Here is a 25,255-nt window from a genome sequence, read left to right as displayed (position 1 = left end):
AAACGAAAAAAGGCAAATCAGTAAGTTACTGATTTGCCTTTTAATATGGTAGCGGGGGCAGGATTCGAACCTACGACCTTCGGGTTATGAGCCCGACGAGCTACCAGACTGCTCCACCCCGCATCAAACTGGTTGTTGCCGAGTCGCCTCGATCAACGTGCGCGTATAATAAGGACTTGTGGGCGCGTTGTCAATTACTGTTTTCAAACAGATCTGTTGGGTAGTGGAGGTTTTCTGTCACCGACGCCTCGGGATTCTTGAAGAACCCAACCTGCTCCATGGCCTCCTGAACTGGCCGGAAGGACTTGCGATGTTCTGGCGTTACCCCCAACCGGAACAGGGCTTCCATGTGGACGGGCGTGGGATAACCTTTGTGTTTGGCAAGTCCGTAGCCGGGATACCTCTGCTCCAGTACCTCCATCTCCCTGTCCCGGGTCACTTTGGCAAGTATGGATGCAGCGCTGATGGCCTCTACCCTGCTATCCCCCTTTACCACCGGCTCGGAAGGCCAATGCCATTTCGGGCATTTGTTTCCATCCACCAGCACGTACTCTGGGGCAACGCCCAAACCGGCAACGGCTCGCTCCATGGCAATCATGGTGGCTTGGTATATGTTGATCTGATCTATCTCATGGGCCTCACAACGGCCCAGACACCAGGCAGTCGCATGCTCAATAATTTCTTCGTAAAGAGCATTACGTTTTTTTTCTGTGAGTTTTTTCGAGTCTGCCAACCCTGCAATAGGCCGATCAGGATTCAGAATAACCGCTGCAGTCACTACCGCACCAATGAGTGGCCCGCGCCCTACCTCATCCACGCCAGCCAATAACCGGCCCTGATAGGCACATTCAAACGGAGGTAATGCAGGTGCTCGCGCCATTCAACGGGCTCGCTCTTCAACAAGCTCAGAAATTGCCTTGGCAGCTTTTTCGTCGGCATCCTGTTTCAAGGTGTGGTGAAGCTCTGAAAATGCCTCTACTAACCGGTCTCGCTCTTGCTGGTTTTCCATGCGCTCCAGCACAGCAGCGCCGAGTGATTCCGGTGTCGCGTCATCCTGCAATAACTCAGGCACAAGAGGTTGATTCGCCAACAGGTTAGGCAGTGAAACGTGAGGCACCTTCACCAGGCGGGAAATCACTGCCCAGCTGACGTTGCTCAAGCGATAGCCCACGACCATAGGCTTTTTCAGCAGCATAGCCTCTAGAGTCGCCGTTCCGGACGCCAGCAATACAACATCTGATGCAGCCATCACTTCCCGGGAGCGGCCTCTTACAATAGTGACCTGAAGCTTTACGTCGAGCGCTTCGATGAGATCACTAACCTGCTGCTCCCGTTCACGGTTCACACAGGGGATAACCAGTTGCACATCCGGCCGTTTGGCCTGAATCCAACGTGCGGCTTCCAGAAACAAGGTACCCAGACGTTCGACTTCACCAGCCCGGCTCCCTGGAAGCACCGCCAACAAGGGTGCATTCTCATCAAGTCCAAGGTCTTGGCGGGCTTTCCCTGTTTCGGGAACCAGCGGTATGCGATCTGCAAGAGGGTGCCCTACAAAGGCAACGGGCACCTGATGCTCTTCATAGAACCTGGCTTCAAATGGCAACAGGGTGAGCATCAGGTCGACAGACTTGGCGATTTTGAAAATTCGTTTCTGCCGCCAGGCCCAAACCGACGGGCTGACGTAATGAACAGAGGGGATGCCCGCTTCCCGACAACGCCGTTCGATAGCCAGGGTGAAATCCGGGGAATCGATGCCGATCACCACATCTGGTGGGGTGGCGAAGAAATAACTCAGGAGGCGTGCGCGTATACGAAAGAGTTCCCGGATACGGCCAAGGACTTCTACCAGGCCCATAACAGAGAGCCGCTCCATAGGAACCAGGGAGTGGAAACCTTCGGCTATCATTTCATCACCACCAATGCCGACAAATCGGGCTTTGGGGTAGCGGTTGCGAAGTGATCGGATCAGGCCGGCGCCTAAAATATCCCCGGACGCCTCACCTGCGATAATTCCAAAGGTTATACTGCGGTCACTGACAAATGCGGCCCGGGGATGATCCATCGAATAAAGCTCCTGCTGGCTCAGCGGATAATGCCGCGATGAGCTCCGCGCAAGGAGTCGATAAGCACGCGCACTTCTGGCGTATCGGAGTACTCTTCTTCCAGTTTCTCCACAGCCTGCTCAGTGGTTAGGCCCTGGCGGTAGATGACTTTGTAGGCTCGGCGCAGGGTCATTAGCACCTCTTTACTGAAGCCGCGGCGCTTGAGACCTTCAACATTCATGCCGTGTGGCTCCGCCGACTGGCCCGCAGCCATAACGTAAGCCGGAATATCCTTGAGCACGATACTGCCACCAGCTGCCATGCTGTGGGGCCCTATATGGCAGAACTGGTGCACCATGGTGCCACCGCCCAGAATAGCATGATCGCCTACCGTAACATGGCCTGCCAGCGTTGCGCAGTTGGCAAGGATGATGTTGTTGCCAATAATGCAGTCATGGGCCACATGCACATAGGCCATCAGCAGGTTGTGACTGCCAACGCGGGTTTCACCTTGATCTTGTACAGTGCCACGGTGAATGGTGCAGTTCTCGCGAATGGTGTTGTTATCACCAATAATGAGCGTGGTTGGCTCCCCGGCGTATTTTTTATCCTGACACTCTTCACCGATGCTGGAGAACTGGAAAATACGGTTGTTCTTGCCAATAATCGTTGGCCCTTTAACAACCACATGGGAAAGGATTTCTGTGCCTTCGCCAATTTCCACATTCGGGCCGATATAGCTCCAGGGACCAACCGTTACGTTATCCGCAAGTTTGGCTGATGGGTCTACTATCGCTTGGGGATGGACGCCCGACCAATCATTTGTCGCCATTAAACTTCTCTCTCAGCGGTCAGTATCTCTGCCACACAGACGACTTCACCATCGACCAGTGCGCGACATTCAAATTTCCAGATACCGCGTTTTTCCGAGATAATTTCCGACTCCATACACAGCCGGTCTCCAGGTAACACGGGGCGCTTGAAGCGTGCCTTACTGGTGCCTGCAAGATATTGTACCAGCCCATCCGAAGGTTTCCGCCCTACTGTTGCAAAACCGAGAATACCGGAAAGTTGTGCCATGGCTTCAATAATCAGAACCCCAGGCATAATCGGGTTACCGGGGAAATGGCCGTTAAAGAAAGGCTCGTTAAACGAGATATTCTTGTAGCCTTTGATCGACTTAGATTTTTCAAGCTCGGTAACCCGATCCACCAGCAAGAAAGGGTAACGGTGTGGCAGGTACTCCAGTATTTCATCAATATACATCATCGTGATCGGCCTCAGCCCTCTGATTTCTTTTCCAGCTCTTTGACGCGCCGCGCCAGAGTATCCAATTGACGGAAACGCACGGCATTTTTGCGCCATTGCCGGTTGGTATCTGCGCTGGTGCCGGAAGAATACACTCCTGGTTCCCGAATATCTCCGGTGACCAGAGTCATGCCGGTAAGATGTACCTGGCTGGCAATTTCCAGGTGGCCGGCTACTCCGGACGCACCACCAAATACACAGTGGCTGCCAATCTTTGTACTGCCCGCAATCCCCACCATTGCGGCCATAGCGCAATGATCACCAATGTGGACATTGTGGGCAATTTGAATGAGGTTATCGAGTTTAACGCCACTACCGATAACGGTGTCATCCAGAGCACCACGATCTATTGTGGTGTTTGCACCCACCTCAACATCGTCACCAAGAACAACGCGACCTAGCTGTGCAATTCTGTGCCATTGGCCCTTTTCGTTGGCGAAGCCAAACCCGTCAGAGCCTATGACTGCACCGCTGAGAATATGGCAACGCTGCCCAATCACCACATCGTGGGCGAGCGTAACTCTGGGCCTGATAATGGAGCCGGCCCCGATGCTGGTGCGAGAACCAATAACACTGCCTGCACCGATGACAACCGCTTCGCCAATAACCACTTCCGCCTCAATAACGGCATTAGGGCCTATACTGGCACTGGTGGCAACGGTTGCACTCGGGTCAACCACTGCCGCAGGGTGAATGCCCGGCGGCGCAATGGGCGCAGGGTCAAACCAGTGACTGAGCCGAGCATAACCCAGATAAGGATTGGCAAGTACCAGGACATTGGTCGGGCAATCTACCGCTGCTGCAGGCGACAGAATAACGGCCGCAGCCTGAGTCTCTCCCAAGTGTTTTGCATAGGTGGGATTAGCCAGAAAACTCAGCTGATCCGGGCCTGCAGCCTGAAGCGTTGCAAGGCCGGATACCTGAATTTCAGGATCGCCTCTAAGCTCCGCGCCGAGGGCTTCTGCTATTTCTCCAAGCCGGTAAAACTTTTCCGTCATCTCGCGCTCCAAAACACGCTTGTGAGCCCCCGGGCTCTTCAGCAGGAATTAACGGTTCAGTTTTTCCAGAAGCTGTGGAGTCAGATTCATTTCCGGCTTTACATAGACAACAGCTTCGCTTGGCAGAATAAGATCCAGATCGTTTTCTTCAAGCAACTCTTTAACAGCCGCATCTACTTCCGGACGTGCTTCCTCAAGGAATGCCTGCTTCCGCTGGTTCACAGTAGTATCAAGGCGCTGCTTCAGGAAGTTGAACTCTTTGACCTTTTCCTGGAATTCGCCGGCAAGCTTGTTACGCTCGCTCTCGTTCATCATGGCGCCGTCTTTTTCCAGACGCTCTTTCAGCTTTCGAGCGGCCTCTTGGGTCTCGCGAACCTTTTCCTCGTCGCCGGCGAAATCTCTTTGCATAGCTTCACTGAAAGACTTGGCGTCGTTTGATGAGAACAATGCTTGCCGAAGATCTACGACACCAATTCGGGTTTCTGCTACGGCTGGCAATGCGATCGCCATTGCTGCTGCAAACATCACTAGGTTTCTGAACATCTTGGGTCTCCTGAGTTTCATTCGTTTTTGTTTCTCGCAACGCTTAAGCAAATTTCTGCAAATCAGAATGTCTGGCCAAGTGAGAACTGGAACACCTGAGTTTCATCTTTCGGTTTGTCGTTCAGCGGCTTGGCAAGGCTGAACGCCAATGGTCCTACCGCGGTAATCCACTGGAATCCTACGCCGACCGCAAACCGCAATTCATCCAGCTCCGGGTCATATCCGCGATCCGGATCAAATACCTGCCCTCCGTCCAGAAAGAATGCGGTTCGCATAGAGCGACTGTCGCCGGCAAACGGTGTCGGGAAAATCAGCTCCAGGGACCCTTCTGTGAGGAGGTTACCACCGAACGGATCGGGATCGGAATAATCGTTGGCAGCAGGGCGTGCACGCGGCCCCAATGAATTTGCCCGATACCCTCGCACTGAGCCGTAACCACCGGCATAAAAGTGCTCATAAAATGGCATCTTCGAGCGGTCGCCATACCCATTTCCGTAGCCTACTTCTGTTCTGGTGCGTACAACCCAGCGATTGTTGTCCGTAATCGGGAAGTAAAAGTCGGTTCTATGGGTGGCTTTGTAGAACGTAAGGTCACTGCCGGGCACGGCCACATCAAGAGACAGCGAATGACTGTAGCCCGAGGTTGGCAAAACACCCCGGTTCAGGGTGCTTCGGCGCCAACTGCCAAACAGGAAATAGTTATTGAAACTATCGCCTTCTTCGTCAATAAAATCCGTTACATCAAGGGATGTGAACACACCACCTTTGAGCTTGGAGTAGGTATACCCCAAGCCGAAATTCAACCTTGTAATGCTATCTGTCGGATACCCGAAGGTGACACGCCCACCGTATTCATCCAGCAGGTACGAAGTAATATCCTCCCGCTCAAAATCGGTCTCCCTGGCAAACACACTGAACCCACGGCTTACGCCATCAACGGTGTAGTACGGATCCATGTAGGAGATATTCGCGCTTCTAACGGCATCACTCACGTTTACGCCAAATGATGCCCGCTTGCCCGTGCCAAAAAAGTTATTTTCGGCCACGTTGGCGCCAAGAATAATGCCCGAGTCCTGTGAAAAGCCAACAGATGCGGAGAGACTTCCTGTTGGCTGTTCTTCCACCGAATAGTTCACATCAACAAGATCATCTGTTCCCGGTACCGGAACCGTGTCCACATTAACCATCTTGAAAAAGCCAAGCCGCTCAAGGCGGGTTTTGGAAAACTCAATACGGTCGGATGAAGCAATACCGCCTTCCATTTGCGTCATTTCCTGGCGCAAAACATCGTCACGGGTAGAGACATTACCGCTGAAATTTATACGCCGAACATAAGCCCGCTTGCCCGGCTCAACAAAAAACGTAACGGCAGCGGTGTTATCTGGACCCGGCTCAGGCACGGCATTTACATTTGCGAAGGCGTAACCTTCCCTGCCTAAACGGAAAGACAGCGTCTCTGAAATGGCTGTCATCCGGGCACGGGAAAATACATCGCCCGCCTCTACCGGAATCAGTTTACGCAGTTCCTCTTCATCAACAATGAGATTGCCACGGAGCTTTATTTCAGAAATCGTATACTGCGGGCCTTCATCGATAGCGATAGCAATAAACACCTGTCGCTTGTCTGGCGAGATAGAGACCTGGCTGGACTCCACATTGAAGTCGAGGTAACCCCGGTCGAGATAGAATGAGCGCAAGGTTTCCAGGTCACCGCTCAAGCGTTCCCGTGCATACTTGTCCGCATTAGTAATGGAGTTCCACCAGCTAGTGGTACGCAGCTCGAACAGGTCTCGTAACTGCTCATCACTGAACTCCCGGTTACCCACCAGGTTGATGTGCTGAATGGCTGCAACAGTGCCTTCGTTAATATCCAGGCGAATGGCCACACGGTTTCGAGGAAGCTCTTCGGCCGTTGCCTTCACGCGCGCGTTGTAGCGCCCCTGCCCAATGTAGGAGCGCAGAATTTCCAGTTCCAGCCGCTCCAATGTTGCCCGGCGGAATACCTGCCCCTCCTGAAGCCCGGCACCAGCCAGGGCATCCATGAGCATATCGGTCTCGATGTTCTTGTTGCCCTCAATTTCGATCGACGTGATCGAAGGGCGCTCCCGAACAGTAAGAATCAGAATCCCGGCATCGCGACTCGCTTCGATGTCGGTGAACAAACCTGTACGGAACAGCGATTTAATCGCATCAGCCAGTTCGGCTTCGTCCATCTGTTCTCCGATATTTACAGGAAAAGCAGAAAACACAGTACCTGCAGAAACACGCTGCAAGCCTTCCACCTCAATATCTGCAACCGTAAATTCATCTGCAAATGCTGGCTTCATGCCGGTTGCGGCAACAGCGAGGCCAATGGCTATGCCTAGAAGAGAACGTCTCATTCAATTATTTCGCCTGGTTAATGCGCGTAAGGAGCCCGCAATTCTCACAACCGCATCAGGTCGTTGTAAAGAGCAAACACCATTAATGTGAGGATCATTGCCATACCAATTCGTAATCCAAGCTCCTGAACGGCGTCCGATACCGGCTTTTTGCGGATTGCTTCGATGGTGTAATACAAGATATGACCACCGTCCAGCACCGGTACAGGTAACAGATTCAGGATACCCAGGCTGACACTCAGGTACGCCAAAAATCGAATAAAGTCTTCAAACCCCGAGCTGACACTGGCTTCAGCTACACGGGCAATCGTAATCGGGCCACTGAGATTACTGGGTGAGAGTAGTCCTGTAACCATCTTTTTGATGGCAACCAGCGTAAGCCTTGTATCTGCCCAGGTTTCGTCCAGCGCAATGGGGATGGCAGCCAAGGGGCCATAACGAACGTCGCGCATTACATCATCTGGCCATGAGACTGGCTTAACACCGGCCCCCACGAAACCAATAACTTCGCCATTGTCCTGCTGCTTTTGCGCCGGAGTTACCTGAACAGACTGCTCAGTCCCAGCACGCTCAATACTGAGTTCGAGCATTTGCTCGGGTGCACTGCGAATAAAAGCAACCAACTCGAACCAGTCTTCAACTGGCTCTTCATTCACCGCAAGAACACGATCTCCCGCCTGCAACCCTGCAGCTTGAGCACGGCCACCGTCTGCAATCTGGCCAAGTATGGCTGGAACATCTGGCCGCCAGGGCGTAATACCAAACTCACCAAGCGGGTCCGGTGTTTCGTTGCTCAAGCTCCAACCACCCAGCTCGCCGCTCAAGGTGCCCTGAGCGCCAGCACTGGATACATCCAGGGTGATTATTCCTTGCTCGCCAGCACGCTCAAGAATGCGCATATTCACATCCCGCCAGGAGCTCACTCTATGCCCATCTACAGCGTGGATTTCCATACCCTCACGAAGGCCAACATTACTGGCAACGCTTTCCCTGGCAACATCACCCACGATGGGCGCAACGTGAGTGACACCCACCACGCCAAGCAGCCAGTAGGCGAAAATGGCAAACAGGAAATTGGCAACCGGGCCAGCTGCCGCAATGGCAATCCGCTGAGAAGGAGGTTTGGATGTAAAAGCCTGGTCTCTGAGTTCTTCAGGGACCGGACCCTCTCGCTCATCCAGCATCTTTACGTAGCCGCCCAATGGAATGGCGGCTATTGCGAATTCAGTGCCGTGGCGATCGTACCAAGAGAACAGGGGCTTACCAAAACCCACTGAGAAACGCAGCACTTTCACCCCGCATCGGCGCGCGACCCAGAAATGGCCATACTCATGCAGGGTGACGAGTATCCCCAATGTAAGCGCAAGAGCAAGTACGGTTTGAATAATCTGCATAGCATTCCTGGTTTAAGCGCCAGCCCGGCGAAAAGCTCTAAGTTACATCAGACCGTTAACAGGCGGATTTGTTCTCGTGCCTGCTGCCGTGCCTCTGAGTTCTTCGCGAAGATGGTATCAAAACTGTCCGCAGGTACCACTGGAGTGACTGACAGAGTTCGCTCAATAACAACTGGAATGTCTGTAAAAGCCAGATTTCCTTTCAGGAACTCGCTCACTGCAACCTCATTGGCCGCATTCAGCACTGCCGGCGCTGTACCCCCCAGCTCAAATGCTTCAGCAGCTAATCGCAGGCAGGGAAAGCGCAAGAGGTCCGGCCGCTCAAAATGAAACCGCCCTATTGCAAAAAGATCCAGTGGCGCCACCGCGGCATCAATACGCTCTGGCCAGGCCAGGCCGTTGGCTATGGGCGTACGCATATCAGGGCTGCCCAGCTGAGCCAATACCGAGCCGTCAACGTACTCAACCATTGAGTGAATGATACTCTCGGGGTGTACGTGAACTTCAATACGGTCTGGCGTTGTATTAAACAGCCAGCACGCTTCAATCAACTCGAGCCCTTTGTTCATCAAAGTGGCAGAGTCGACCGAGATTTTCTGTCCCATAGACCAGTTTGGATGAGCGCAGGCTTGAGCAGGTGTGACTGAGCGCAGGTCTTGAGCGCTGGTCTCCCGGAAAGGGCCACCGGAGGCGGTGAGCAGAATACGGGTAATACCGGCACCTTCGGGGTCGCGAACCTTTTCAGCAGGCAGACATTGAAAGATTGCATTGTGCTCGGAATCTATCGGTAGCAACTCTGCACCAGACGCCGCAACAGCATCCATAAACAGTTTGCCAGACATCACCAGAGCTTCTTTATTGGCCAGCAACACACGCTTACCTGCACGCACAGCGGCAAGTGTTGGCGCGAGGCCTGCCGCACCAACAATAGCTGCCATAATTGTGCAAGCTTGCGGAGCTGAAGCCACCTCACAAAGCCCCGGCTCCCCACTGAGTACTGAAATCCGGGGAAGGTCTGAAAGCAATTCCGTGAGTTTTTCTGCTGCTGCAGCATCTGCCATTACGGCTACTTGCGGAAGAAATTCGCGACAAAGCACCGCGAGCTCTTCTGCATGCGTACTGGCTGTGAGCGCATAAATTGAAAACCGATCGGGATGGCGGCGAATGACATCGAGGGTGGAAAGTCCGATTGAGCCGGTCGCCCCCAGTACCGTAACAGAGCGCTTTACCATACTCACAAGTGCCCGACTGTCAGCCAGCCAAGTTGCGTAATGATGAGCGCAAACACGGGAGCAGCGGCAGTAAGGCTGTCAATACGATCCAGTATCCCACCATGCCCTGGCAGCAGAGCACTGCTGTCCTTGATACCCCTGAAACGCTTGAGCATGCTTTCCAGAAGATCCCCAAGTACGGACACCAGGCCGGTTACCAAAGTTGCGACCACCAGCATTATTGTTTCGGTCAAGCTTGCGGAAGCAAGAAGGCTCGCAACCAAAGCCAATACCGCCACAGCAACCAAGCCGCCGTATACGCCAGCCCAGGACTTACCAGGACTGACTCTGGGAGCCAGCTTCGCTTTACCGAAAGCTCGCCCAGCAAAATAAGCACCAATGTCTGCCACCCAAACAACGCAGAACACATACAGAATCAGCAGGAGGTTGTTATCTGTATTGCCAAACTGGAAGCCTGCAGCCCTAAGATGGTTCAGCCCAACCCAAGCGGGCACAAGAACCAGCACGCCCATAAGTGCGCGCACTGGCCTGCTACCCCAGCGCTCTGAGCCTGCTGGATAGCTGCGTACCAGCAAAAAACACACAACCCACCAGAGAAGGGCCAGCCAAAGCACCGGAACGGCAGACACATCAAGCAGACCATAGAGAATGATGGCTACAACGGCCGCATAACCAATGCGTGCCGGCTGCTGCTCGAAGCCAGACATATTGGCCCATTCCCAGGCGCCCAGCGTAATAATCGCCGCCGTGAATAAAGCAAACCCCAGGGGCGGCAGAAAAAAAATACCCCCAATAGCGATAGGCGCAAGAATAAGGGCGGTGATAATTCGGGTTTTTAGCACAATTCAGGTCGCTGTCATTCGTTATTGTTGTGATGTCTTGGCCACGATCTGGTCGTCTGTCTGACCAAAGCGGCGCTGACGTCCGGCGTAGGCCTGTAACGCCTTGCGCATTTCTTCTTCTTTGAAATCGGGCCAGAACACAGGCGAAAAATACAGTTCGGTGTAGGCAAGATGCCAAAGCATGAAGTTACTGATCCGCTGCTCGCCTGCCGTCCGAATCATTAGATCCGGCATTGGAAGATCACCAACGCTCAGGTGCTGTTGTATGAGGTCGTCGGTAATGTCAGATGGCTCAAGCTCGCCGCGTTTAACCATTTGGGCAACCTGTTGTGTTGCCTGGACAATATCCCAATGGCCACCGTAGTTTGCAGCAATGACAAGGGTCATTCTGGTGTTATTGCGGGTGAGCTCCTCGGCCTTGGCCATATGCTCTTGCAAGGTTGCATTAAACGCGGAACGATCACCAATGATGCGCAAGCAGATATCGTTGCGATGCAGCTTTCTGACTTCCCGCTCCAAAGCAAAAAGAAACAGCTTCATGAGGGCTGAGACTTCATCCTTTGGCCGCCGCCAGTTTTCGCTTGAGAACGCGAACAGGGTAAGTACTTCAACGCCCTCGCGGGCACAGGTTTCAACAACAGCTCTTACTGCGTCTACCCCGGCCTTGTGCCCTGCCACTCCTTTAAGCAGGCGTGATTTTGCCCACCGGTTGTTACCATCCATGATAATGGCCACATGCCGGGGCCGGCTATCAGCCGACACCGGAATTTCTGCGGATACTGATCCCGTCATGAAATCCCCTGTACGGCCAATGGAACACCCCTATTGGCCGTGTGTTTCGCTTGCAAGTGAACCATGGCGATCAAACCGCCATCAGGTCCTCTTCTTTAGCTTTCAGCATCTTCTCGACTTCGGCGATGTAGCGATCTGTCAGCTTCTGGATTTCTTCTTCGCCCTTGCGCACATCGTCTTCACTGATGTCTTTGTCCTTCAGCAGGTCTTTCATCATGCTGTTTGCATCGCGACGGGCATTACGGATAGAGACACGACCATTCTCGGCATCCGCTTTCGACTGCTTAACCATGTGTTTGCGGGTCTCTTCCGTCAGCATCGGCATAGGAATACGAATCAGATCGCCGCTGGTTGCGGGGTTCAAGCCAAGATCTGAAGCCATGATGGCTTTCTCGATAACGGGCACCAGGTTCTTTTCCCAGGGCGACACTGCCAGCGTGCGGTTATCTTCTACGTTAACACTCGCCACCTGTTTCAGTGGTGTTTCCTGACCGTAGTAGTTAACCATCACACTGTCCAGAATCGACGGGTGGGCACGGCCGGTACGGATCTTGTTGAACGCCGAGTGCAGAGCTTCAAGGCTCTTTTCCATTTTCTTCTCGGCTTCAGCTTTTATGTCATTAATCACGTAATCATCCTCAATTCGTTCATCGGGTGGTCATAAAACCCGTTATTCGATCAATGTGCCTTCTTTCTCGCCGGTCACGATGCGCGTCAGGGCGCCCGGACGGTTCATATCAAAAACACGCAGCGGCATGCCATGATCCCGCGCCAGGAGGATAGCGGTCAGATCCATCACACCCAGCTTTTTGTCGAGTACTTCATCATAAGACAGTTTGTCGTACTTTTCTGCAGTCGGGTCAAGGTAAGGATCCGCTGAGTAAACGCCATCTACCTTCGTTGCTTTCAGTACGGCATCTGCCTGAATCTCGATACCACGCAAGCACGCCGCAGAATCTGTTGTGAAGAAGGGGTTGCCGGTACCTGCACAAAAAATGACGACATCACCGTCTTTAAGATCACGGACAGCGCGACGACGATCATAATGCTCAACAATACCACTCATGGGAATGGCTGACATAACCCGGGTGCGTATGTTTGAACGTTCCAGAGCGTCGCGCATGGCAAGACCATTCATTACAGTGGCCAGCATACCCATGTGATCGCCAGTAACACGATCCATTCCAGCGTCGCTCAGCGACGCTCCCCTGAACAGGTTGCCCCCACCAATAACGAGGCCGACCTGAATACCGATGCCAATCAAAGCACCGATTTCAAGCGCCATGCGATCAAGAACCTTGGGGTCAATACCGAAATCATGCTCGCCCATCAGGGCTTCGCCACTGAGTTTAAGCAGAACACGATTATATCTTGGCTGGTTTTTCGATGATGTCGGCATACTGATCCCCTTTTCGTCTGTTAACTGCTATCCGGCGTGATACGCATTGCAGGCTTGCATCTGACATACTCCTTGAAAAAGGGGGATCTCAGATACAAGCCCGCCACGAGAGCCGGAAAAATCCAGCCAACGTGGCAGACTCAGGTGGCACTGTAACTAACCGTCACAGCGCCGAGAAAAATCAGGCCTTGCCTGTACCGGCTGCAGCAGCAACCTCAGCAGCAAAGTCCACTTCTTCTCTTTCAATGCCTTCGCCCACTTCCAGGCGAACAAAACCAACCAACTCGCCGCCGGCCGCTTTAATAAGCTGGCCTACAGTCTGCTCCGGGTTTTTAACGAAAGGCTGCTCAACAAGGCTGTTTTCCTTGAGGAACTTCTGGATACGGCCGCCCATCATTTTCTCAACAATTTCGGCAGGCTTGCCTTCCATGTCTGGCTGAGCACGGATAACTTCTTTCTCTTTTTCCAGCTCTTCAGCAGGCATGTCTTCAGGCTTGGCTACACGCGGGTTAACTGCAGCAGCATGCATCGCGATATCACGAGCAAGTTCAGCATCGCCAGCGGTCAGAGCAACAACAGAAGCAATCTTGTTGTTACTGTGAACGTAACCGCCAACTACCGGGCCTTTAACTGAAACCAGACGACGAACAGTAATGTTCTCGCCGATTTTCTGAACCAGCGCTTCGCGCTTGGATTCCAACTCGCCCTCCATCAGCTTGGCAACGTCTGTTTCGCCTTTTTCGAAGGCAACGTTCAGTACGTCGTTAGCAAAGTTCAGAAGGTTGTCGTCGCGAGCAACGAAGTCTGTTTCAGAGTTAACTTCCAGAATGTATGCAACGGTGTTGTCGTCAGAGATCTTGATCAACGAAACACCTTCAGCGGCAATACGGCCTGCTTTCTTGGCAGCTTTCAGACCGGAAGACTTGCGCAGCTCTTCAATTGCTGCGTCTACACTGCCCTCAGATTCAACCAGAGCTTTTTTACACTCCATCATGCCAAGGCCAGTGCGGTCGCGCAGTTCTTTGACCATTGCAGCGGTAATAGCAGCCATGTTCAGTCCTCTTAACTTTTCTGAAATCGGTGGGAAGACATGCCGAGGAGATTTCCCCAGCATGCCTTATATCTCATCAGTGATGCGAGCGTATCACTCAGCAGCCGGAGCGGCGCCTGCAGACTCTTCAGCAACTTCAACAAATTCGTCAGCGCCGCCAGCCTGAGCAGATTCCAGGCAAGTGTCAGCAACCGCTTTCACGTAGATCTGGATTGCGCGAATAGCGTCATCGTTACCCGGGATTACGAAATCAACGCCATCCGGGTTGCTGTTGGTATCAACAACACCAATAACGGGGATGCCCAGCTTGTTGGCTTCTTTAATGGCAATACGCTCGTGATCAACGTCGATAACGAACAAGGCATCAGGCAGACCGCCCATATCCTTGATACCACCGATAGAACGCTCGAGCTTATCCATCTCGCGGGTACGCTCAAGTGCTTCTTTTTTGGTCAGCTTGTCGAAAGTACCGTCTTTGCTCTGGGCTTCCAGTTCACGGTAGCGACGGATTGACTGACGGATGGTCTTGTAGTTGGTCAGCATGCCGCCGAGCCAGCGATGATTAACGAAAGGCTGGCCAGAACGCTCTGCTTCTTCCTTGATAACCTTGGCTGCGGCGCGCTTGGTGCCAACAAACAAGATCTTGTTCTTGTTCTCTGTCAGTTGCTGAACGAAGTTAAGGGCTTCGTTCATGGCAGGAACAGTCTGCTCAAGGTTGATGATATGAATTTTGTTACGGGCGCCGAAGATATACTTCGACATTTTCGGGTTCCAGTAGCGAGTCTGGTGACCAAAGTGAGCACCTGCTTTGAGCAGGTCACGCATATTTACCTGAGCCATGATAGTACCTTAGTTTAGCTTCGGGTTAGTCTTACACGCGTCCAATTACCCCAACCAGGCTCCCTGTATAGATTTAAAGCGGGAGCAGGCACCCTGGGGCAACGTGTTGACTCGTGCTCGAATTTGCCGGAATTGTTTCCAGCGGGCGCGTTTATACCATAAAACCACCAGCCCACGCCATTATTTTTGAACCTCTGCTTCCTTGTACCCTGAGCCCGGGCCCCTTAAAATGCTCGTTTGACACAAATCAATGGGAAGCCCAATGCAAGTATCGATCAAGACTCCGGAAGAAATTGAAAAGATGCGTGTGGCAGGCCGCCTGGCAGCTGAAGTTCTCGAAATGATCGGGGAGCACGTCAAGCCTGGCGTGTCCACCGAAGAGCTCAACCAGATCTGCCATGACTACATCGTCAACGAGCAAAATGCGATCCCCGCTCCGTTGAACTATAAAGGCTTTCCTAAATCCGTGTGCATTTCAGTTAACCACGTTATCTGCCACGGCATCCCTTCAGAAAAGAAAGTTCTGAAGGACGGCGACATCGTGAATATTGACGTTACCGTAATAAAGGATGAATACCACGGCGACACCAGCAAAATGTGGATCGTTGGCAAGCCAAAGCCCGGCACTGAGCGCCTGATCAAAATTACTCAGGAATGCCTCTATAAAGGTATTGAACTGGTTAAACCCGGGGCGCGCCTGGGCGACATTGGCCACGTTATCCAGCAGCACGCCGAAAAACATCGTTATTCTGTGGTTCGAGACTATTGTGGCCACGGCATTGGCAAAGTGTTCCATGAAGAGCCGCAAGTTATGCACTACGGCAAACCAGGCACTGGCATGGCACTACAAGAAGGCATGACCTTCACCATTGAGCCGATGATCAACCAAGGCAAGTATCACACCAAGCTGCTGCCAGACCAATGGACCGTAGTCACCAAAGACCACAAGCTTTCAGCGCAATGGGAGCACACCATTCTGGTCACTGCCGATGGCTATGAAGTTCTGACCAAGCGGTCGGAGGAGTCCTTCTAAGTGACGCGCCAGGAACTGGAAGCCAGAATCAGCAGGGACCCTTCCCCGGTTATGGCAGCCAGGGAACTGCTGAAAGAACGCTACAGTGCAGATGCCGAAGCCTTCAGGCAAGGTGCCGACGTTCGTGCTCTGGTTCGCTCCAGAGCCGACACGATCGACACCGTTCTGAAGCTTATCTGGAACCGCTACCCTTTCTCCAGCTCACCCGACATTGCGCTAATCGCCGTTGGCGGGTACGGCCGGGGTGAGCTGCACCCACATTCAGATATCGACCTGCTTATTCTCACCCGGGAGGGTATCGATCCGGGCTGGCAGGAAGATCTTGGCGCTTTCGTCACACTATTGTGGGATCTGAAGCTCGATATCGGCCACAGTGTTCGCAGCATTGAAGAAAGCAAAGCTGCGGCGCGGGGCGATGTGGCCACACTGACCAATCTTCTGGAAACCCGCACAATTGCAGGCCCGGATGAACTGCGCAAAGAACTCAGCGAGCAAGCCTACTCCGATAACATCATTACCGACCGCGACTACTTTATTGCCAAGCGCAAAGAGCAGCAGCGGCGCCATAAAAAATACAGTGACACCGAGTACAATCTCGAACCCAACGTAAAGAGCTCTCCGGGTGCCCTTCGGGATATTCAAACCATAGGCTGGATCACAAAGCGACACTTTGGGCTACAGAGCATTGCCGACCTGACCCGCTTCAGCATCCTCACCGACGAGGAACATCGGGTTCTGGTAGAAGGCGAAACGCTTCTTTGGCGACTGCGTTATGGGCTGCAGTTGATCGCAAACCGGAATGAGAACCGCCTGTTATTTGACCACCAGCGCGCCCTCGCACAGATGCTGGGTTACAAAGACGAAGGCAAGCGGCTGGATGTCGAGCTGATGATGCAGTCCTATTACCGTGCGGTACTGGCGCTGGCAGAACTTGCAGACGTAATTCTTCAGTTTTACGACGAAGCGATACTCGGCACAGGCACGGAAGACAACATTCAACCGATCAACAACCGCTTCCAGATTCGCAACAGCTATATAGAAGCAGTAAACAACCAGGTTTTTGCCTACTCGCCCTACGCGATTATGGAAATCTTTGTGCTGATGGCCCAACACCCTGAAATCAAGGGCATCCGGGCAACAACCATCCGGTCTTTGCGGGCACACAGGCACCTGATTGACGACGCCTTCCGTTCTGACCTCGCGGTTACATCCTTGTTCATGGAATTGCTGCGAACCCCCCATGCGCTGGACGAAGTCCTCTCAGCCATGAAGAAATACAACGTACTGGGTCGCTATTTGCCAGAATTCGGCCAGATTATTGGCCAGATGCAGCACGACCTTTTCCACATTTACACAGTTGATGCCCACACCATGCGGGTGGTGCGCAACATGGTACGAATGAGCGGCCCGGAAGCCCGCGACGACTATCCGTTAGCAGCGCGGTTGATCCATGGCCTGCCCAAGCGCGAGCTACTTTATATAGCTGGCCTGTATCACGACATTGCCAAAGGTCGCGGCGGCGACCACTCAGAGCTTGGCGCCGTGGATGCCGAAGCCTTCTGTCAGCGCCACCACCTTGGCGAGCGAGATACCCAATTGGTGTCCTGGCTGGTGGAAAACCACCTGCTTATGTCCATGACAGCTCAACGCAAAGACATTTCAGATCCGGATATCATCCGCTCATTCGCCCGGGCAGTACCCAGCCAGGCACATCTGGATTATCTGTACATTCTTACGGTGTGCGACATCAGTGCAACCAACCCCAAGCTCTGGAACACCTGGCGTGCTTCCCTGCTGCGCCAGCTGTATATAGAAGCCAAACGCGCCCTCAGACGTGGCACCGAGATTCCCGTAGACAGGCAGGAATGGGTGCGTGCAACCCAATCTGAAGCAAGGGAAATTCTCCATGCACAGAACATCAGCGATGAGCAGATTAATGCTATCTGGGATACCGTTGATGAAGACTATTTCCTGCAGGACTCCACGGTGGATATAGCCTGGCAAACGGCTGCCATAATCAACCATGGCGACACGCCCGGCCCGCTGGTACTTATCCGGGATACCCACGGCGGCCCTACTGACGGTTTTTCCCAGATCATAATTTACATGAACGACCGCGCCACTCTGTTTGCGGCAACAACGGCCGTGCTGGAACAGCTCAATCTCAACATCGTTGATGCTCGTATCAGTTCAAATGATGGTCCTTATACAATCAGTTCCTATGTTGTGCTGGACGAGAAAGGCCAGCCTCTGGGTATCGACCCGGCCCGCAAAGAGCGGGTGCGCAAGCGCCTGATCGAAGAGCTGGACGACCCTGAAGACTACCCCGATATTATTCATCGTCGCACCCCACGGCAACTCCGGCATTTTGCATTCCCGACCGAGGTGTTGTTCTCCAACGACACCGTTAACGAACGCACGGTGATTGAAGTGGTTACACCTGACCGCCCCGGCCTTCTGGCGCGCATTGGGCAGGTGTTTCTGGATCACCGCATACGCCTGAGCAATGCCAAAATCGCCACCCTGGGCGAGCGGGTGGAGGACGTTTTCTTTGTAACCGACGAGCACGGCGAGCCAATCAGCGACCCTTTCGTATGCCGCGCCCTGCAGCAAGACCTGTGCAAAATGCTGGATGAAATTCAATGAATCCGAATTTGAACAAGCTTCACCCCTACCCTTTCGAAAAACTGGCGAAACTCAAAGCAGGCATTTCGGTACCCAAGCATCTGCCGGCCATATCTCTTGGCATCGGTGAGCCCAAACACCCGGCCCCTGACTTTGTGAAGCAGGTGATTGCCGACAATCTGGACCGCCTGGCCAACTACCCCACCACCCGTGGTTTGGATGAGCTGCGGCAAACGATAAGTCAGTGGGCTACGAAGCGCTTCCAACTGAAAACTGGCTCCCTGAGCCCGGATCAGAACATCGTTCCGGTAAACGGCACCCGGGAGGCTATATTTTCACTGGTACAGGCGGTGGTGGATTCCAGCAAGCAAGCAACCGTTGTAAGTCCCAACCCCTTCTATCAGGTGTACGAGGGCGCAGCGTTTCTGGCAGGGGCTATGCCGGTATACCTTCCTTGTGATAGTACCAACGGCTTCATTCCTGATTTTGATGCAGTGCCAGATTCTGTATGGCAGGGTTGCCAGGTTCTGTTCCTGTGTTCGCCAGGCAATCCCAGCGGCGTTGTCATACCACGAGAGACACTGAAAAAAGTTATTGAACTGGCAGATAAATACGATTTCATCGTCGCCTCAGACGAATGCTATTCCGAACTTTATCCCGATGAAAACAATCCACCCGAAGGCTTGCTGCAGACCTGTGCAGCGATAGGTCGTCACGACTTCGCGCGCTGCGTTGTTTTCCACAGCCTCTCGAAGCGTAGCAACCTGCCAGGCCTTAGATCAGGCTTCGTTGCCGGCGATGCAAGCATACTCAAAGGCTACCTGAGCTATCGCACCTATCATGGTTGTGCCATGCCGGTTCATAACCAGCTAGCCAGCATTGCCGCGTGGCAGGATGAAGACCACGTGCGGGAAAACCGGGCGGCTTATCGCGCAAAATTTGAAGCTGTAGTGCCCATTCTGCGCGAAGTAATGGACGTCGATTTTCCCGATGCCGGGTTTTATCTATGGCCGGTCACACCCATGGATGACGAAACCTTTGCCAAGGAGTTGTCAGCCCAACAAAACGTTCATGTTCTGCCTGGTCGCTACCTGTCCCGCACGGTGGATGACTACAACCCGGGTGAGAACAGGGTTCGTATGGCGTTGGTTGCGCCACTGGAAGAATGTGTGGAAGCAGCAAAACGCATTGTTGAATTTGTAAAGGCAAACTGAACTATGAAACTGTACGGCATCCGCAACTGTGACACCGTCAAAAAAGCCCGTAAGTGGCTTGACGAACAGGGCATTTCTTACGAATTCCACGATTTCAAAAAGGATGGGCTCAGCGAAGCCACGCTAACCGAGTGGGAACAGGCCGTGGGCTGGGAAACCCTGCTGAACCGCCGTGGCACCACCTGGCGCAAGCTCAGCGAAGAGGTTCGTGATACTATTAGCGCCCTTTCTGCCCACGACATCATGCTGGAAAACACCTCCATCATTAAACGACCCGTGGTCGAACATAACGGCGCAGTATATGTCGGTTTTAACGCCGACGACTGGGCAATAGCCATCAAGTAGCAACCATATAATAGACAGGAGCAATCACTGCATGAGTTTTGCATTCGGTATAGGTATCGGCAGCCAAAACAACCAGGGCGAATGGCTGGAAGTTTTTTACCAACAACCGATTATCACACCGGAAACAGAGCTGATAGATGCAGTCGAAACTGCACTGAACTATCAGGGTGGCAATCAGGCCATCCATGCAACCGCTGAGCAGCTTACCCTACTTGCCACTGCCCTCCGCCAGATCGGCGCCACAGAGCAGGCGTCACTGGCAGACAAGGCTGCCGGCAGCAAGCGCCCAGTGGTAGTGACCGTACTAGAAACAGACGGCACTGCCTCCAGTACGCCAGAGGTCTACCTCAAGCTGCACCTGATTTCCCATCGGCAGGTTAAGCCCCACGGTCTAAAACTTGACGGCATCTTTGGCCTTTTGCCGAATCTTGCCTGGACCAACGAAGGCGCGATTGATTTGAACGAACTGCCGGAGCGACAGCTCAAGGCTCGCCTTGAGGGACGCACTCTGGAAGTGAAATCCGTGGACAAGTTCCCACAAATGACTGACTACGTGGTACCAAGCGGCGTTCGTATTGCAGACACAGCAAGAGTGCGCCTTGGTGCCTATGTGGGCGAAGGCACTACCGTTATGCACGAAGGCTTCATCAACTTCAATGCCGGCACCGAAGGCACCAGCATGGTTGAGGGACGTATTTCTGCAGGCGTTATGGTAGGCAAAGGTTCTGACTTGGGCGGCGGCTGCTCCACCATGGGCACCCTTTCAGGCGGCGGCAACATGGTTATTTCCGTTGGTGAGAACTGCCTGATTGGCGCGAATGCAGGTATCGGCATTCCGCTGGGTGACCGCTGCACGGTTGAATCCGGCCTGTATGTTACAGCCGGCACCAAGGTTGCCTTACTCGATGGCAACAACGAGCTAGTGGAAGTTGTAAAAGCCCGTGACCTGGCCGGCAAGCCAGACTTGCTCTTCCGCCGAAACAGCCAATCCGGCGCTGTGGAATGCAAAACCAACCAATCCGCCATCGAGCTGAATGAAGAACTGCATGCAAACAACTAATTCTCCAACGCTCGATCTGGCCATCGACCTGATTAGCCGCCCTTCGGTATCTCCAGAAGACGCTGGCTGTCAGGAGCTGATGATGTCTCGCCTGGTTCCCCTGGGGTTTATCGGCGAACACATGCGCTTTGGCGATACGGATAACCTCTGGGCCCGAAAAGGCACCGAGGGTCCTGTACTGGCCTTTGCTGGTCATACTGATGTGGTGCCCACCGGGCCGGAAAAAAACTGGACCCACCCCCCATTTGATCCGGTTATAAAAGAGGGGTACCTCCATGGCCGTGGTGCGGCTGATATGAAAGGCAGCCTTGCTGCATTTGTTACTGCCTGCGAGCGCTTTGTAAGCGCCCACCCAGACCATCGCGGCTCCATCGCCCTGCTGATCACAAGTGATGAAGAAGGCCCTGCCCAAAATGGCACCGTAAAGGTAATCGAGGCACTCGAAGCCCGTTCAGAAAAAATGGACTGGTGCCTTATTGGAGAGCCATCGAGCACTAAGGAAGTAGGCGATGTAATCAAGAATGGGCGCCGCGGCTCCTTGCATGGCTACCTCACTGTGCATGGCACCCAAGGTCACGTGGCCTACCCGCACCTTGCAGAAAACGCCATTCATGCCGTTGCACCTGCTCTGCACACTTTGGCTAATGAGTTCTGGGACAACGGCAACGATTACTTTCCTCCCACAACCTTTCAGATCACAAAAGTGGAAGCCGGCACCGGCAGCAACATTATTCCCGGAGAGTGTCTGGTGCACTTCAACTTCCGTTACTGCACGGAGAACACTGCGGAAAGTCTTGAAGAAAGAGTTGTCGCTACGCTTGATCGGCACAACCTTAAATATGACCTGCAATGGCATCTCAGTGGCCGTCCGTTCCTTACAGACAAAGGCGCACTGGTCTCCGCCACGCAAAGTGCTATCCGCAATGTGACTGGGCGAGAAACCGAGCTTTCTACCTCAGGTGGCACGTCTGATGGGCGCTTCATAGCGCCTACCGGCGCACAGGTTTTAGAGCTGGGTCCGATCAATGCAACCATTCACAAGGTAAACGAGTGCGTGAAAGCTGATGATCTGGACACCCTCTCTCAAATCTATGAACAAATTCTGGTGGAATTACTCGCCTGAGCATCAGGTTCAAAACAAGCTGAAACCAAAAGGCCAGAGCACATGCTCTGGCCTTTTGGTTTTATGAGGTCGCATCTCGATGATCAATAATGCGGAGGTGGTGACTCTTCCTCTTCTCGTTTGATATTGGATGAAGAAACATCCTTTATCTGACTGTGCAGCAATCGTTTGGCATTCCAGAGTTCACGAATATCCATCTCCTGCTTTGCCAACTGCTCGCTCAGGGTATTGATAATGTCGTCCTGAAAGGCAAGCCGTGTTTCCAGTTCATCCAGTCTGTTTTGCAGGTCTTTTTGGCTCATCAGGTACTGAAACTCCATCAGATGAATCGTTCAAATAGATAGGGTACAAATTGCGGCCAGCGCGCTTTCAAATATAGTTCTGAGGCATTCGGCACAACAGTCGCTTGGTAAGCAGCAGGGATAATCTGTTATCATGCCGCTTTTGCCCGCCCGAGTTCCCGTTTTCCAGGAAGTCAGGTGGTAATCACTGGCCGGATAAACGATTTTACCCGATATCCGGTTTTTTATCGTCAGCGTTAATGAAAAATGGAGAATTCTCAGTCAATGCGTAATCCAGCCAAAGCGATCCTTGTTGCTATTCTGATCGCTATTCCCGCCCCATTTATCCTAGGCTTCCTGCTGGTCTCTTTTACCCCGGAGCTGTTCCAGATCCTTTCTCAGTCACAGAGCAATGAGTTGGCAACAAGCACGCCGTTCGTTCTCGGCAGCGCCCAGGGTATCGCAGCGTACGTAATCAGCTTAATTGTTTTTGGCATTGTCGGCTTTCTTGCCGTCGCTATCGCAGCCAAACAGCCCGCGCGCGCCACTTCGAAGCGAGCCAGTTCACCATCACGGAGCCAGAGTTCTAACCAGAACTATGACGATGGTGAAGCCGATTACGACGACGATAGCCCAGAAGGCGACGAAGAAGGCACTGTGAAGTGGTTTAACGTTAAGAAGGGATTCGGCTTTATTGTCCGCGACAGCGGAGACGAGGTGTTTGTTCACTTCCGTGCCATTCGTGGAAGTGGCCGCCGAGTACTTCGCCAAGGCCAACTGGTTCGGTTCAGCGTTGTTGACGCCGACAAGGGCCTGCAAGCAGATAACGTTTCTATCCTGAGCGACTGAAATCTGATCTGATGCAAAAAAGGCAGCCTGCTATTATTTAGCGGCTGCCTTTTTTCGTTCTGGTTAATCCAGTTCCGGGACTCTCAGTTCCATACGACTAGTTGCTCACCGCGACTGTCCAGTCGCCACCACTTCTCGTCTTCCGCTGACTCGCCTTCTTTCCACTCTCCGGGGCTGCAACGGATTTCAGTGTCTATGGTTCGCCATGCGCTGCGTGCACACTCCAGATCGCTGTTCCAGGGTAGCTGCTCACCCTCTATAAGCAATGATGTGAACCGCTTTCCGAAAGCTTGGGGATAGAGCGTTATCTTCAGAAAAGCTTCCCCAAAAACAGCAGTGCCCTTGGTAACGGATGCAACATTATTGTCATCAAGCACCAACTGCTTTACATGGCTCTCAAGCCAATGATGAACGGCGCCTGCTTCCAGGTCACGAATGTAGATTTCCAGATCCTGCACTCGCAGATTCTCCATGGTGGTGGTCACAATGGAGCACATAGTGAACCGGCCCGGGCCGCGCTGCAAGCCAGCGTTCCAGTTCATGCCGCAAATCCTCCGCCGTTAACAGGCGCAAGGTTCCTGCAGCTTTGCGTTCGTGCCATGCCACTTCAGCAGCCGTACGCAATAAATGTAATTCCTCTAAAGATTGCTCGATCTCATCCAGCGGTTCTTGCCGCGCCATAGCAACAAGGCTCTGACGCCGGAGCGTGTCAGCCTGCCCGGAAAGCGCTACAGAGCCCACGGGGCCGCGCCGGGCAAACAGTTCCAATCGTGCCGCTGCCCGCTCAACCCACTGCAACATTCCACCGGGTGTACACACACATCGGCTGTGTCGGGAAGCAGCGAACTGTATCCCGGATTGAGAGAGCAGTATATTCCAGCGACGCTCTATATTTGCTTGATGGGCGACCAGGATGGCTTTTCGCTGCATCTCGCTGGGTAGTGGCATGTCACAGATCTCCAGCGTTCGACCAAGCAACTGCTCCAGAGTACGGCAAGGTTTTTCGTTGCCTTGTGACGTATCCGGCCCCAATAACACTAAAGGCCCTTGCCATCGCTGAACAAGCTCGGACGCAAGGCCCGAAGGACGATCCATCAATGCCAATAGATCCACTGGTGATACGTTATCAAGGACCAGGACCGGCCAAGGCTTCTTGGCATTCGCGGGAATGACCGCAAGCTCACTGGCCATTACCTCCGTTTCGCTACGCAGATCCATCTCAACATAAGGTTGTGCCAGCGATGATAACAGGGAACGCAGCCAAACAGACTTGCCCGCGCCACGTTCTCCTCTGACCCACACCACAACGCCCGGCGTTGCTGCAAGAGTAATAGCTACATCTTCTGCAAGTTCGATCCAATTCGCATCGGTAACCACCACCGGCGCTGTCTGCTCATCCTCAATACCAGGCCTTGCAGAACCCTCGCCATCACTATATTCATCACTCGATTCGGGCCACTGCGATACCAACTCAAGCACGGCAACATAGGCTTTTTCCTGCAAGCGCTCAGCATGTCTTGCGAGCACTTCAAGAAGCTGAGGCCAATCAAGCCAGGCAGGTGTACCAAAGGATTCTCGAGCCGTTGCCAGCCAGTAGATGAGCTGGGAGGAAAGCAGGCCTTCACCGCCTACTTCAGTCACTATGGGTTGTTCACACTGGACAGTACGGATCAGCTCATCCATATCCACGCCTGATCCGCGCAGAAAATAGCTTGCGGAGGGGCTGGACTCCAGTAATGCAAGCAGAAAGTCTTCAACCGTTATCACTGCGCCGCCACGGCGATCAACATCTTCGCGGGCATTCAGCAATGCAGTCTGACATTGGGGGGCGAGGCATCCTTGCCAATCTTCCATCAAACGTTTCCCTGTTTTATCGCATCATCCTGATGCTTGAGGCGTTAGT

At 53.2% G+C, this 25,255-nt stretch carries 25 protein-coding genes and 1 tRNA gene; 7 read left to right on the top strand and 19 right to left on the bottom strand.

The window, feature by feature from the left end; all coding sequences use genetic code 11:
- Window positions 1-46 precede the first annotated feature (46 nt).
- From FE848_RS13420 to rpsB, 16 genes are all read right to left on the bottom strand, one after another.
- Window positions 47-123, bottom strand: a tRNA-Met gene (locus tag FE848_RS13420).
- A 67-nt stretch (window positions 124-190) separates the two neighbouring features.
- Complete coding sequence (gene rnhB / locus FE848_RS13415; RefSeq protein ID WP_200203914.1) at window positions 191-880, bottom strand: ribonuclease HII; 690 nt, start codon at window positions 878-880, stop codon at window positions 191-193.
- The gene (lpxB, locus tag FE848_RS13410) at window positions 881-2,062 is read right to left on the bottom strand and encodes a lipid-A-disaccharide synthase (RefSeq protein ID WP_200203912.1); all 1,182 of its coding nucleotides are present in this window, start codon (window positions 2,060-2,062) and stop codon (window positions 881-883) included.
- A gap of 20 nt (window positions 2,063-2,082) precedes the next feature.
- On the bottom strand, window positions 2,083-2,874 hold the full coding sequence (gene lpxA, locus FE848_RS13405; protein ID WP_200203910.1) for an acyl-ACP--UDP-N-acetylglucosamine O-acyltransferase: 792 nt from the start codon (window positions 2,872-2,874) through the stop codon (window positions 2,083-2,085).
- On the bottom strand, window positions 2,874-3,311 hold the full coding sequence (gene fabZ, locus FE848_RS13400) for a 3-hydroxyacyl-ACP dehydratase FabZ (RefSeq protein WP_200203908.1): 438 nt from the start codon (window positions 3,309-3,311) through the stop codon (window positions 2,874-2,876). Before fabZ ends, lpxA begins: the two co-directional genes overlap by 1 nt.
- An 11-nt stretch (window positions 3,312-3,322) precedes the next feature.
- Window positions 3,323-4,348, bottom strand: a complete 1,026-nt coding sequence (gene lpxD / locus FE848_RS13395) for a UDP-3-O-(3-hydroxymyristoyl)glucosamine N-acyltransferase (protein ID WP_200203906.1) — start codon at window positions 4,346-4,348, stop codon at window positions 3,323-3,325.
- Between the two features lie 48 nt (window positions 4,349-4,396).
- Entirely contained in the window at window positions 4,397-4,891 is a 495-nt protein-coding gene (locus tag FE848_RS13390; RefSeq protein WP_200203903.1) for an OmpH family outer membrane protein, read from the bottom strand.
- Between the two features lie 62 nt (window positions 4,892-4,953).
- The gene (bamA, locus tag FE848_RS13385) at window positions 4,954-7,272 is read right to left on the bottom strand and encodes an outer membrane protein assembly factor BamA (protein WP_200203901.1); all 2,319 of its coding nucleotides are present in this window, start codon (window positions 7,270-7,272) and stop codon (window positions 4,954-4,956) included.
- Between the two features lie 44 nt (window positions 7,273-7,316).
- A complete protein-coding gene (gene rseP / locus FE848_RS13380; RefSeq protein ID WP_200203899.1) occupies window positions 7,317-8,666 on the bottom strand; it encodes an RIP metalloprotease RseP in 1,350 nt (449 codons plus the stop codon).
- 47 nt (window positions 8,667-8,713) lie between these two features.
- Entirely contained in the window at window positions 8,714-9,898 is a 1,185-nt protein-coding gene (gene ispC / locus FE848_RS13375) for a 1-deoxy-D-xylulose-5-phosphate reductoisomerase (protein WP_200203897.1), read from the bottom strand.
- 2 nt (window positions 9,899-9,900) lie between these two features.
- Window positions 9,901-10,740: a phosphatidate cytidylyltransferase gene (locus tag FE848_RS13370; RefSeq protein WP_200203895.1), complete on the bottom strand. Its 840-nt coding sequence runs from the start codon at window positions 10,738-10,740 to the stop codon at window positions 9,901-9,903.
- 21 nt (window positions 10,741-10,761) lie between these two features.
- A complete protein-coding gene (gene uppS / locus FE848_RS13365) occupies window positions 10,762-11,532 on the bottom strand; it encodes a polyprenyl diphosphate synthase (protein ID WP_200203893.1) in 771 nt (256 codons plus the stop codon).
- 70 nt (window positions 11,533-11,602) lie between these two features.
- Window positions 11,603-12,160: a ribosome recycling factor gene (gene frr, locus FE848_RS13360; RefSeq protein ID WP_200203888.1), complete on the bottom strand. Its 558-nt coding sequence runs from the start codon at window positions 12,158-12,160 to the stop codon at window positions 11,603-11,605.
- Window positions 12,161-12,202: 42 nt separating this feature from the next.
- The gene (gene pyrH, locus FE848_RS13355) at window positions 12,203-12,931 is read right to left on the bottom strand and encodes a UMP kinase (RefSeq protein ID WP_200203885.1); all 729 of its coding nucleotides are present in this window, start codon (window positions 12,929-12,931) and stop codon (window positions 12,203-12,205) included.
- Between the two features lie 181 nt (window positions 12,932-13,112).
- Window positions 13,113-13,982, bottom strand: coding sequence for a translation elongation factor Ts (tsf, locus tag FE848_RS13350; protein WP_200203883.1), 870 nt, complete (start codon window positions 13,980-13,982; stop codon window positions 13,113-13,115).
- 93 nt (window positions 13,983-14,075) lie between these two features.
- Entirely contained in the window at window positions 14,076-14,822 is a 747-nt protein-coding gene (rpsB, locus tag FE848_RS13345; RefSeq protein ID WP_200203881.1) for a 30S ribosomal protein S2, read from the bottom strand.
- A gap of 262 nt (window positions 14,823-15,084) precedes the next feature.
- On the opposite strand from rpsB, the gene map reads away from it, so the two are divergent.
- The 6 genes from map to dapE are packed head-to-tail and all read left to right on the top strand — an operon-like array spanning window position 15,085 to window position 22,222.
- On the top strand, window positions 15,085-15,855 hold the full coding sequence (map, locus tag FE848_RS13340; protein WP_200203878.1) for a type I methionyl aminopeptidase: 771 nt from the start codon (window positions 15,085-15,087) through the stop codon (window positions 15,853-15,855).
- A complete protein-coding gene (locus tag FE848_RS13335) occupies window positions 15,856-18,501 on the top strand; it encodes a [protein-PII] uridylyltransferase (protein WP_200203876.1) in 2,646 nt (881 codons plus the stop codon). It begins immediately after the preceding gene.
- On the top strand, window positions 18,498-19,694 hold the full coding sequence (gene dapC / locus FE848_RS13330; protein ID WP_200203874.1) for a succinyldiaminopimelate transaminase: 1,197 nt from the start codon (window positions 18,498-18,500) through the stop codon (window positions 19,692-19,694). The genes FE848_RS13335 and dapC overlap by 4 nt, the downstream gene beginning before the upstream one ends.
- 3 nt (window positions 19,695-19,697) lie before the next feature.
- Window positions 19,698-20,039 carry an ArsC family reductase gene (locus tag FE848_RS13325; RefSeq protein WP_200203871.1) on the top strand — a complete coding sequence of 114 codons (342 nt, stop codon included), beginning with the start codon at window positions 19,698-19,700 and terminating at the stop codon, window positions 20,037-20,039.
- Between the two features lie 31 nt (window positions 20,040-20,070).
- On the top strand, window positions 20,071-21,099 hold the full coding sequence (dapD, locus tag FE848_RS13320) for a 2,3,4,5-tetrahydropyridine-2,6-dicarboxylate N-succinyltransferase (RefSeq protein WP_200203869.1): 1,029 nt from the start codon (window positions 20,071-20,073) through the stop codon (window positions 21,097-21,099).
- Window positions 21,086-22,222: a succinyl-diaminopimelate desuccinylase gene (dapE, locus tag FE848_RS13315; RefSeq protein ID WP_200203866.1), complete on the top strand. Its 1,137-nt coding sequence runs from the start codon at window positions 21,086-21,088 to the stop codon at window positions 22,220-22,222. The genes dapD and dapE overlap by 14 nt, the downstream gene beginning before the upstream one ends.
- Window positions 22,223-22,305: 83 nt before the next feature.
- Here dapE and FE848_RS13310 read toward each other — a convergent pair whose 3' ends face one another.
- Window positions 22,306-22,524 carry a SlyX family protein gene (locus FE848_RS13310; RefSeq protein ID WP_200203864.1) on the bottom strand — a complete coding sequence of 73 codons (219 nt, stop codon included), beginning with the start codon at window positions 22,522-22,524 and terminating at the stop codon, window positions 22,306-22,308.
- A 264-nt stretch (window positions 22,525-22,788) separates the two neighbouring features.
- On the opposite strand from FE848_RS13310, the gene FE848_RS18970 reads away from it, so the two are divergent.
- On the top strand, window positions 22,789-23,352 hold the full coding sequence (locus FE848_RS18970) for a cold-shock protein (protein WP_200203862.1): 564 nt from the start codon (window positions 22,789-22,791) through the stop codon (window positions 23,350-23,352).
- 83 nt (window positions 23,353-23,435) lie between these two features.
- Here FE848_RS18970 and FE848_RS13300 read toward each other — a convergent pair whose 3' ends face one another.
- Both FE848_RS13300 and FE848_RS13295 read right to left on the bottom strand, forming a co-directional pair.
- Window positions 23,436-23,810, bottom strand: a complete 375-nt coding sequence (locus FE848_RS13300) for a hypothetical protein (protein ID WP_200203860.1) — start codon at window positions 23,808-23,810, stop codon at window positions 23,436-23,438.
- Window positions 23,782-25,206 (bottom strand): hypothetical protein, encoded by a 1,425-nt coding sequence (locus tag FE848_RS13295; RefSeq protein ID WP_200203858.1) that lies wholly within the window; start codon window positions 25,204-25,206, stop codon window positions 23,782-23,784. Before FE848_RS13295 ends, FE848_RS13300 begins: the two co-directional genes overlap by 29 nt.
- Window positions 25,207-25,255: the final 49 nt, after the last annotated feature.

This window comes from Marinobacter sp. 1-3A (genome assembly GCF_016597775.1).
Taxonomy (GTDB): domain Bacteria; phylum Pseudomonadota; class Gammaproteobacteria; order Pseudomonadales; family Oleiphilaceae; genus Marinobacter; species Marinobacter xiaoshiensis.
The sequence above is the reverse complement of the archived record's forward strand: the minus strand, read 5'-3'. Positions and strand labels throughout refer to the sequence as shown.

What these genes read in the sequence shown, in the direction of transcription:
- rnhB (WP_200203914.1), bottom strand. Translation starts at nt 880, where the DNA reads ATGGCGCGAGCACCTGCATTACCTCCGTTTGAATGTGCCTATCAGGGC.
- lpxB (WP_200203912.1), bottom strand. Translation starts at nt 2,062, where the DNA reads ATGGATCATCCCCGGGCCGCATTTGTCAGTGACCGCAGTATAACCTTT.
- lpxA (WP_200203910.1), bottom strand. Translation starts at nt 2,874, where the DNA reads ATGGCGACAAATGATTGGTCGGGCGTCCATCCCCAAGCGATAGTAGAC.
- fabZ (WP_200203908.1), bottom strand. Translation starts at nt 3,311, where the DNA reads ATGATGTATATTGATGAAATACTGGAGTACCTGCCACACCGTTACCCT.
- lpxD (WP_200203906.1), bottom strand. Translation starts at nt 4,348, where the DNA reads ATGACGGAAAAGTTTTACCGGCTTGGAGAAATAGCAGAAGCCCTCGGC.
- FE848_RS13390 (WP_200203903.1), bottom strand. Translation starts at nt 4,891, where the DNA reads ATGTTCAGAAACCTAGTGATGTTTGCAGCAGCAATGGCGATCGCATTG.
- bamA (WP_200203901.1), bottom strand. Translation starts at nt 7,272, where the DNA reads ATGAGACGTTCTCTTCTAGGCATAGCCATTGGCCTCGCTGTTGCCGCA.
- rseP (WP_200203899.1), bottom strand. Translation starts at nt 8,666, where the DNA reads ATGCAGATTATTCAAACCGTACTTGCTCTTGCGCTTACATTGGGGATA.
- ispC (WP_200203897.1), bottom strand. Translation starts at nt 9,898, where the DNA reads ATGGTAAAGCGCTCTGTTACGGTACTGGGGGCGACCGGCTCAATCGGA.
- uppS (WP_200203893.1), bottom strand. Translation starts at nt 11,532, where the DNA reads ATGACGGGATCAGTATCCGCAGAAATTCCGGTGTCGGCTGATAGCCGG.
- pyrH (WP_200203885.1), bottom strand. Translation starts at nt 12,931, where the DNA reads ATGCCGACATCATCGAAAAACCAGCCAAGATATAATCGTGTTCTGCTT.
- tsf (WP_200203883.1), bottom strand. Translation starts at nt 13,982, where the DNA reads ATGGCTGCTATTACCGCTGCAATGGTCAAAGAACTGCGCGACCGCACT.
- rpsB (WP_200203881.1), bottom strand. Translation starts at nt 14,822, where the DNA reads ATGGCTCAGGTAAATATGCGTGACCTGCTCAAAGCAGGTGCTCACTTT.
- map (WP_200203878.1), top strand. Translation starts at nt 15,085, where the DNA reads ATGCAAGTATCGATCAAGACTCCGGAAGAAATTGAAAAGATGCGTGTG.
- dapC (WP_200203874.1), top strand. Translation starts at nt 18,498, where the DNA reads ATGAATCCGAATTTGAACAAGCTTCACCCCTACCCTTTCGAAAAACTG.
- FE848_RS13325 (WP_200203871.1), top strand. Translation starts at nt 19,698, where the DNA reads ATGAAACTGTACGGCATCCGCAACTGTGACACCGTCAAAAAAGCCCGT.
- dapD (WP_200203869.1), top strand. Translation starts at nt 20,071, where the DNA reads ATGAGTTTTGCATTCGGTATAGGTATCGGCAGCCAAAACAACCAGGGC.
- dapE (WP_200203866.1), top strand. Translation starts at nt 21,086, where the DNA reads ATGCAAACAACTAATTCTCCAACGCTCGATCTGGCCATCGACCTGATT.
- FE848_RS13310 (WP_200203864.1), bottom strand. Translation starts at nt 22,524, where the DNA reads ATGAGCCAAAAAGACCTGCAAAACAGACTGGATGAACTGGAAACACGG.
- FE848_RS18970 (WP_200203862.1), top strand. Translation starts at nt 22,789, where the DNA reads ATGCGTAATCCAGCCAAAGCGATCCTTGTTGCTATTCTGATCGCTATT.
- FE848_RS13295 (WP_200203858.1), bottom strand. Translation starts at nt 25,206, where the DNA reads ATGGAAGATTGGCAAGGATGCCTCGCCCCCCAATGTCAGACTGCATTG.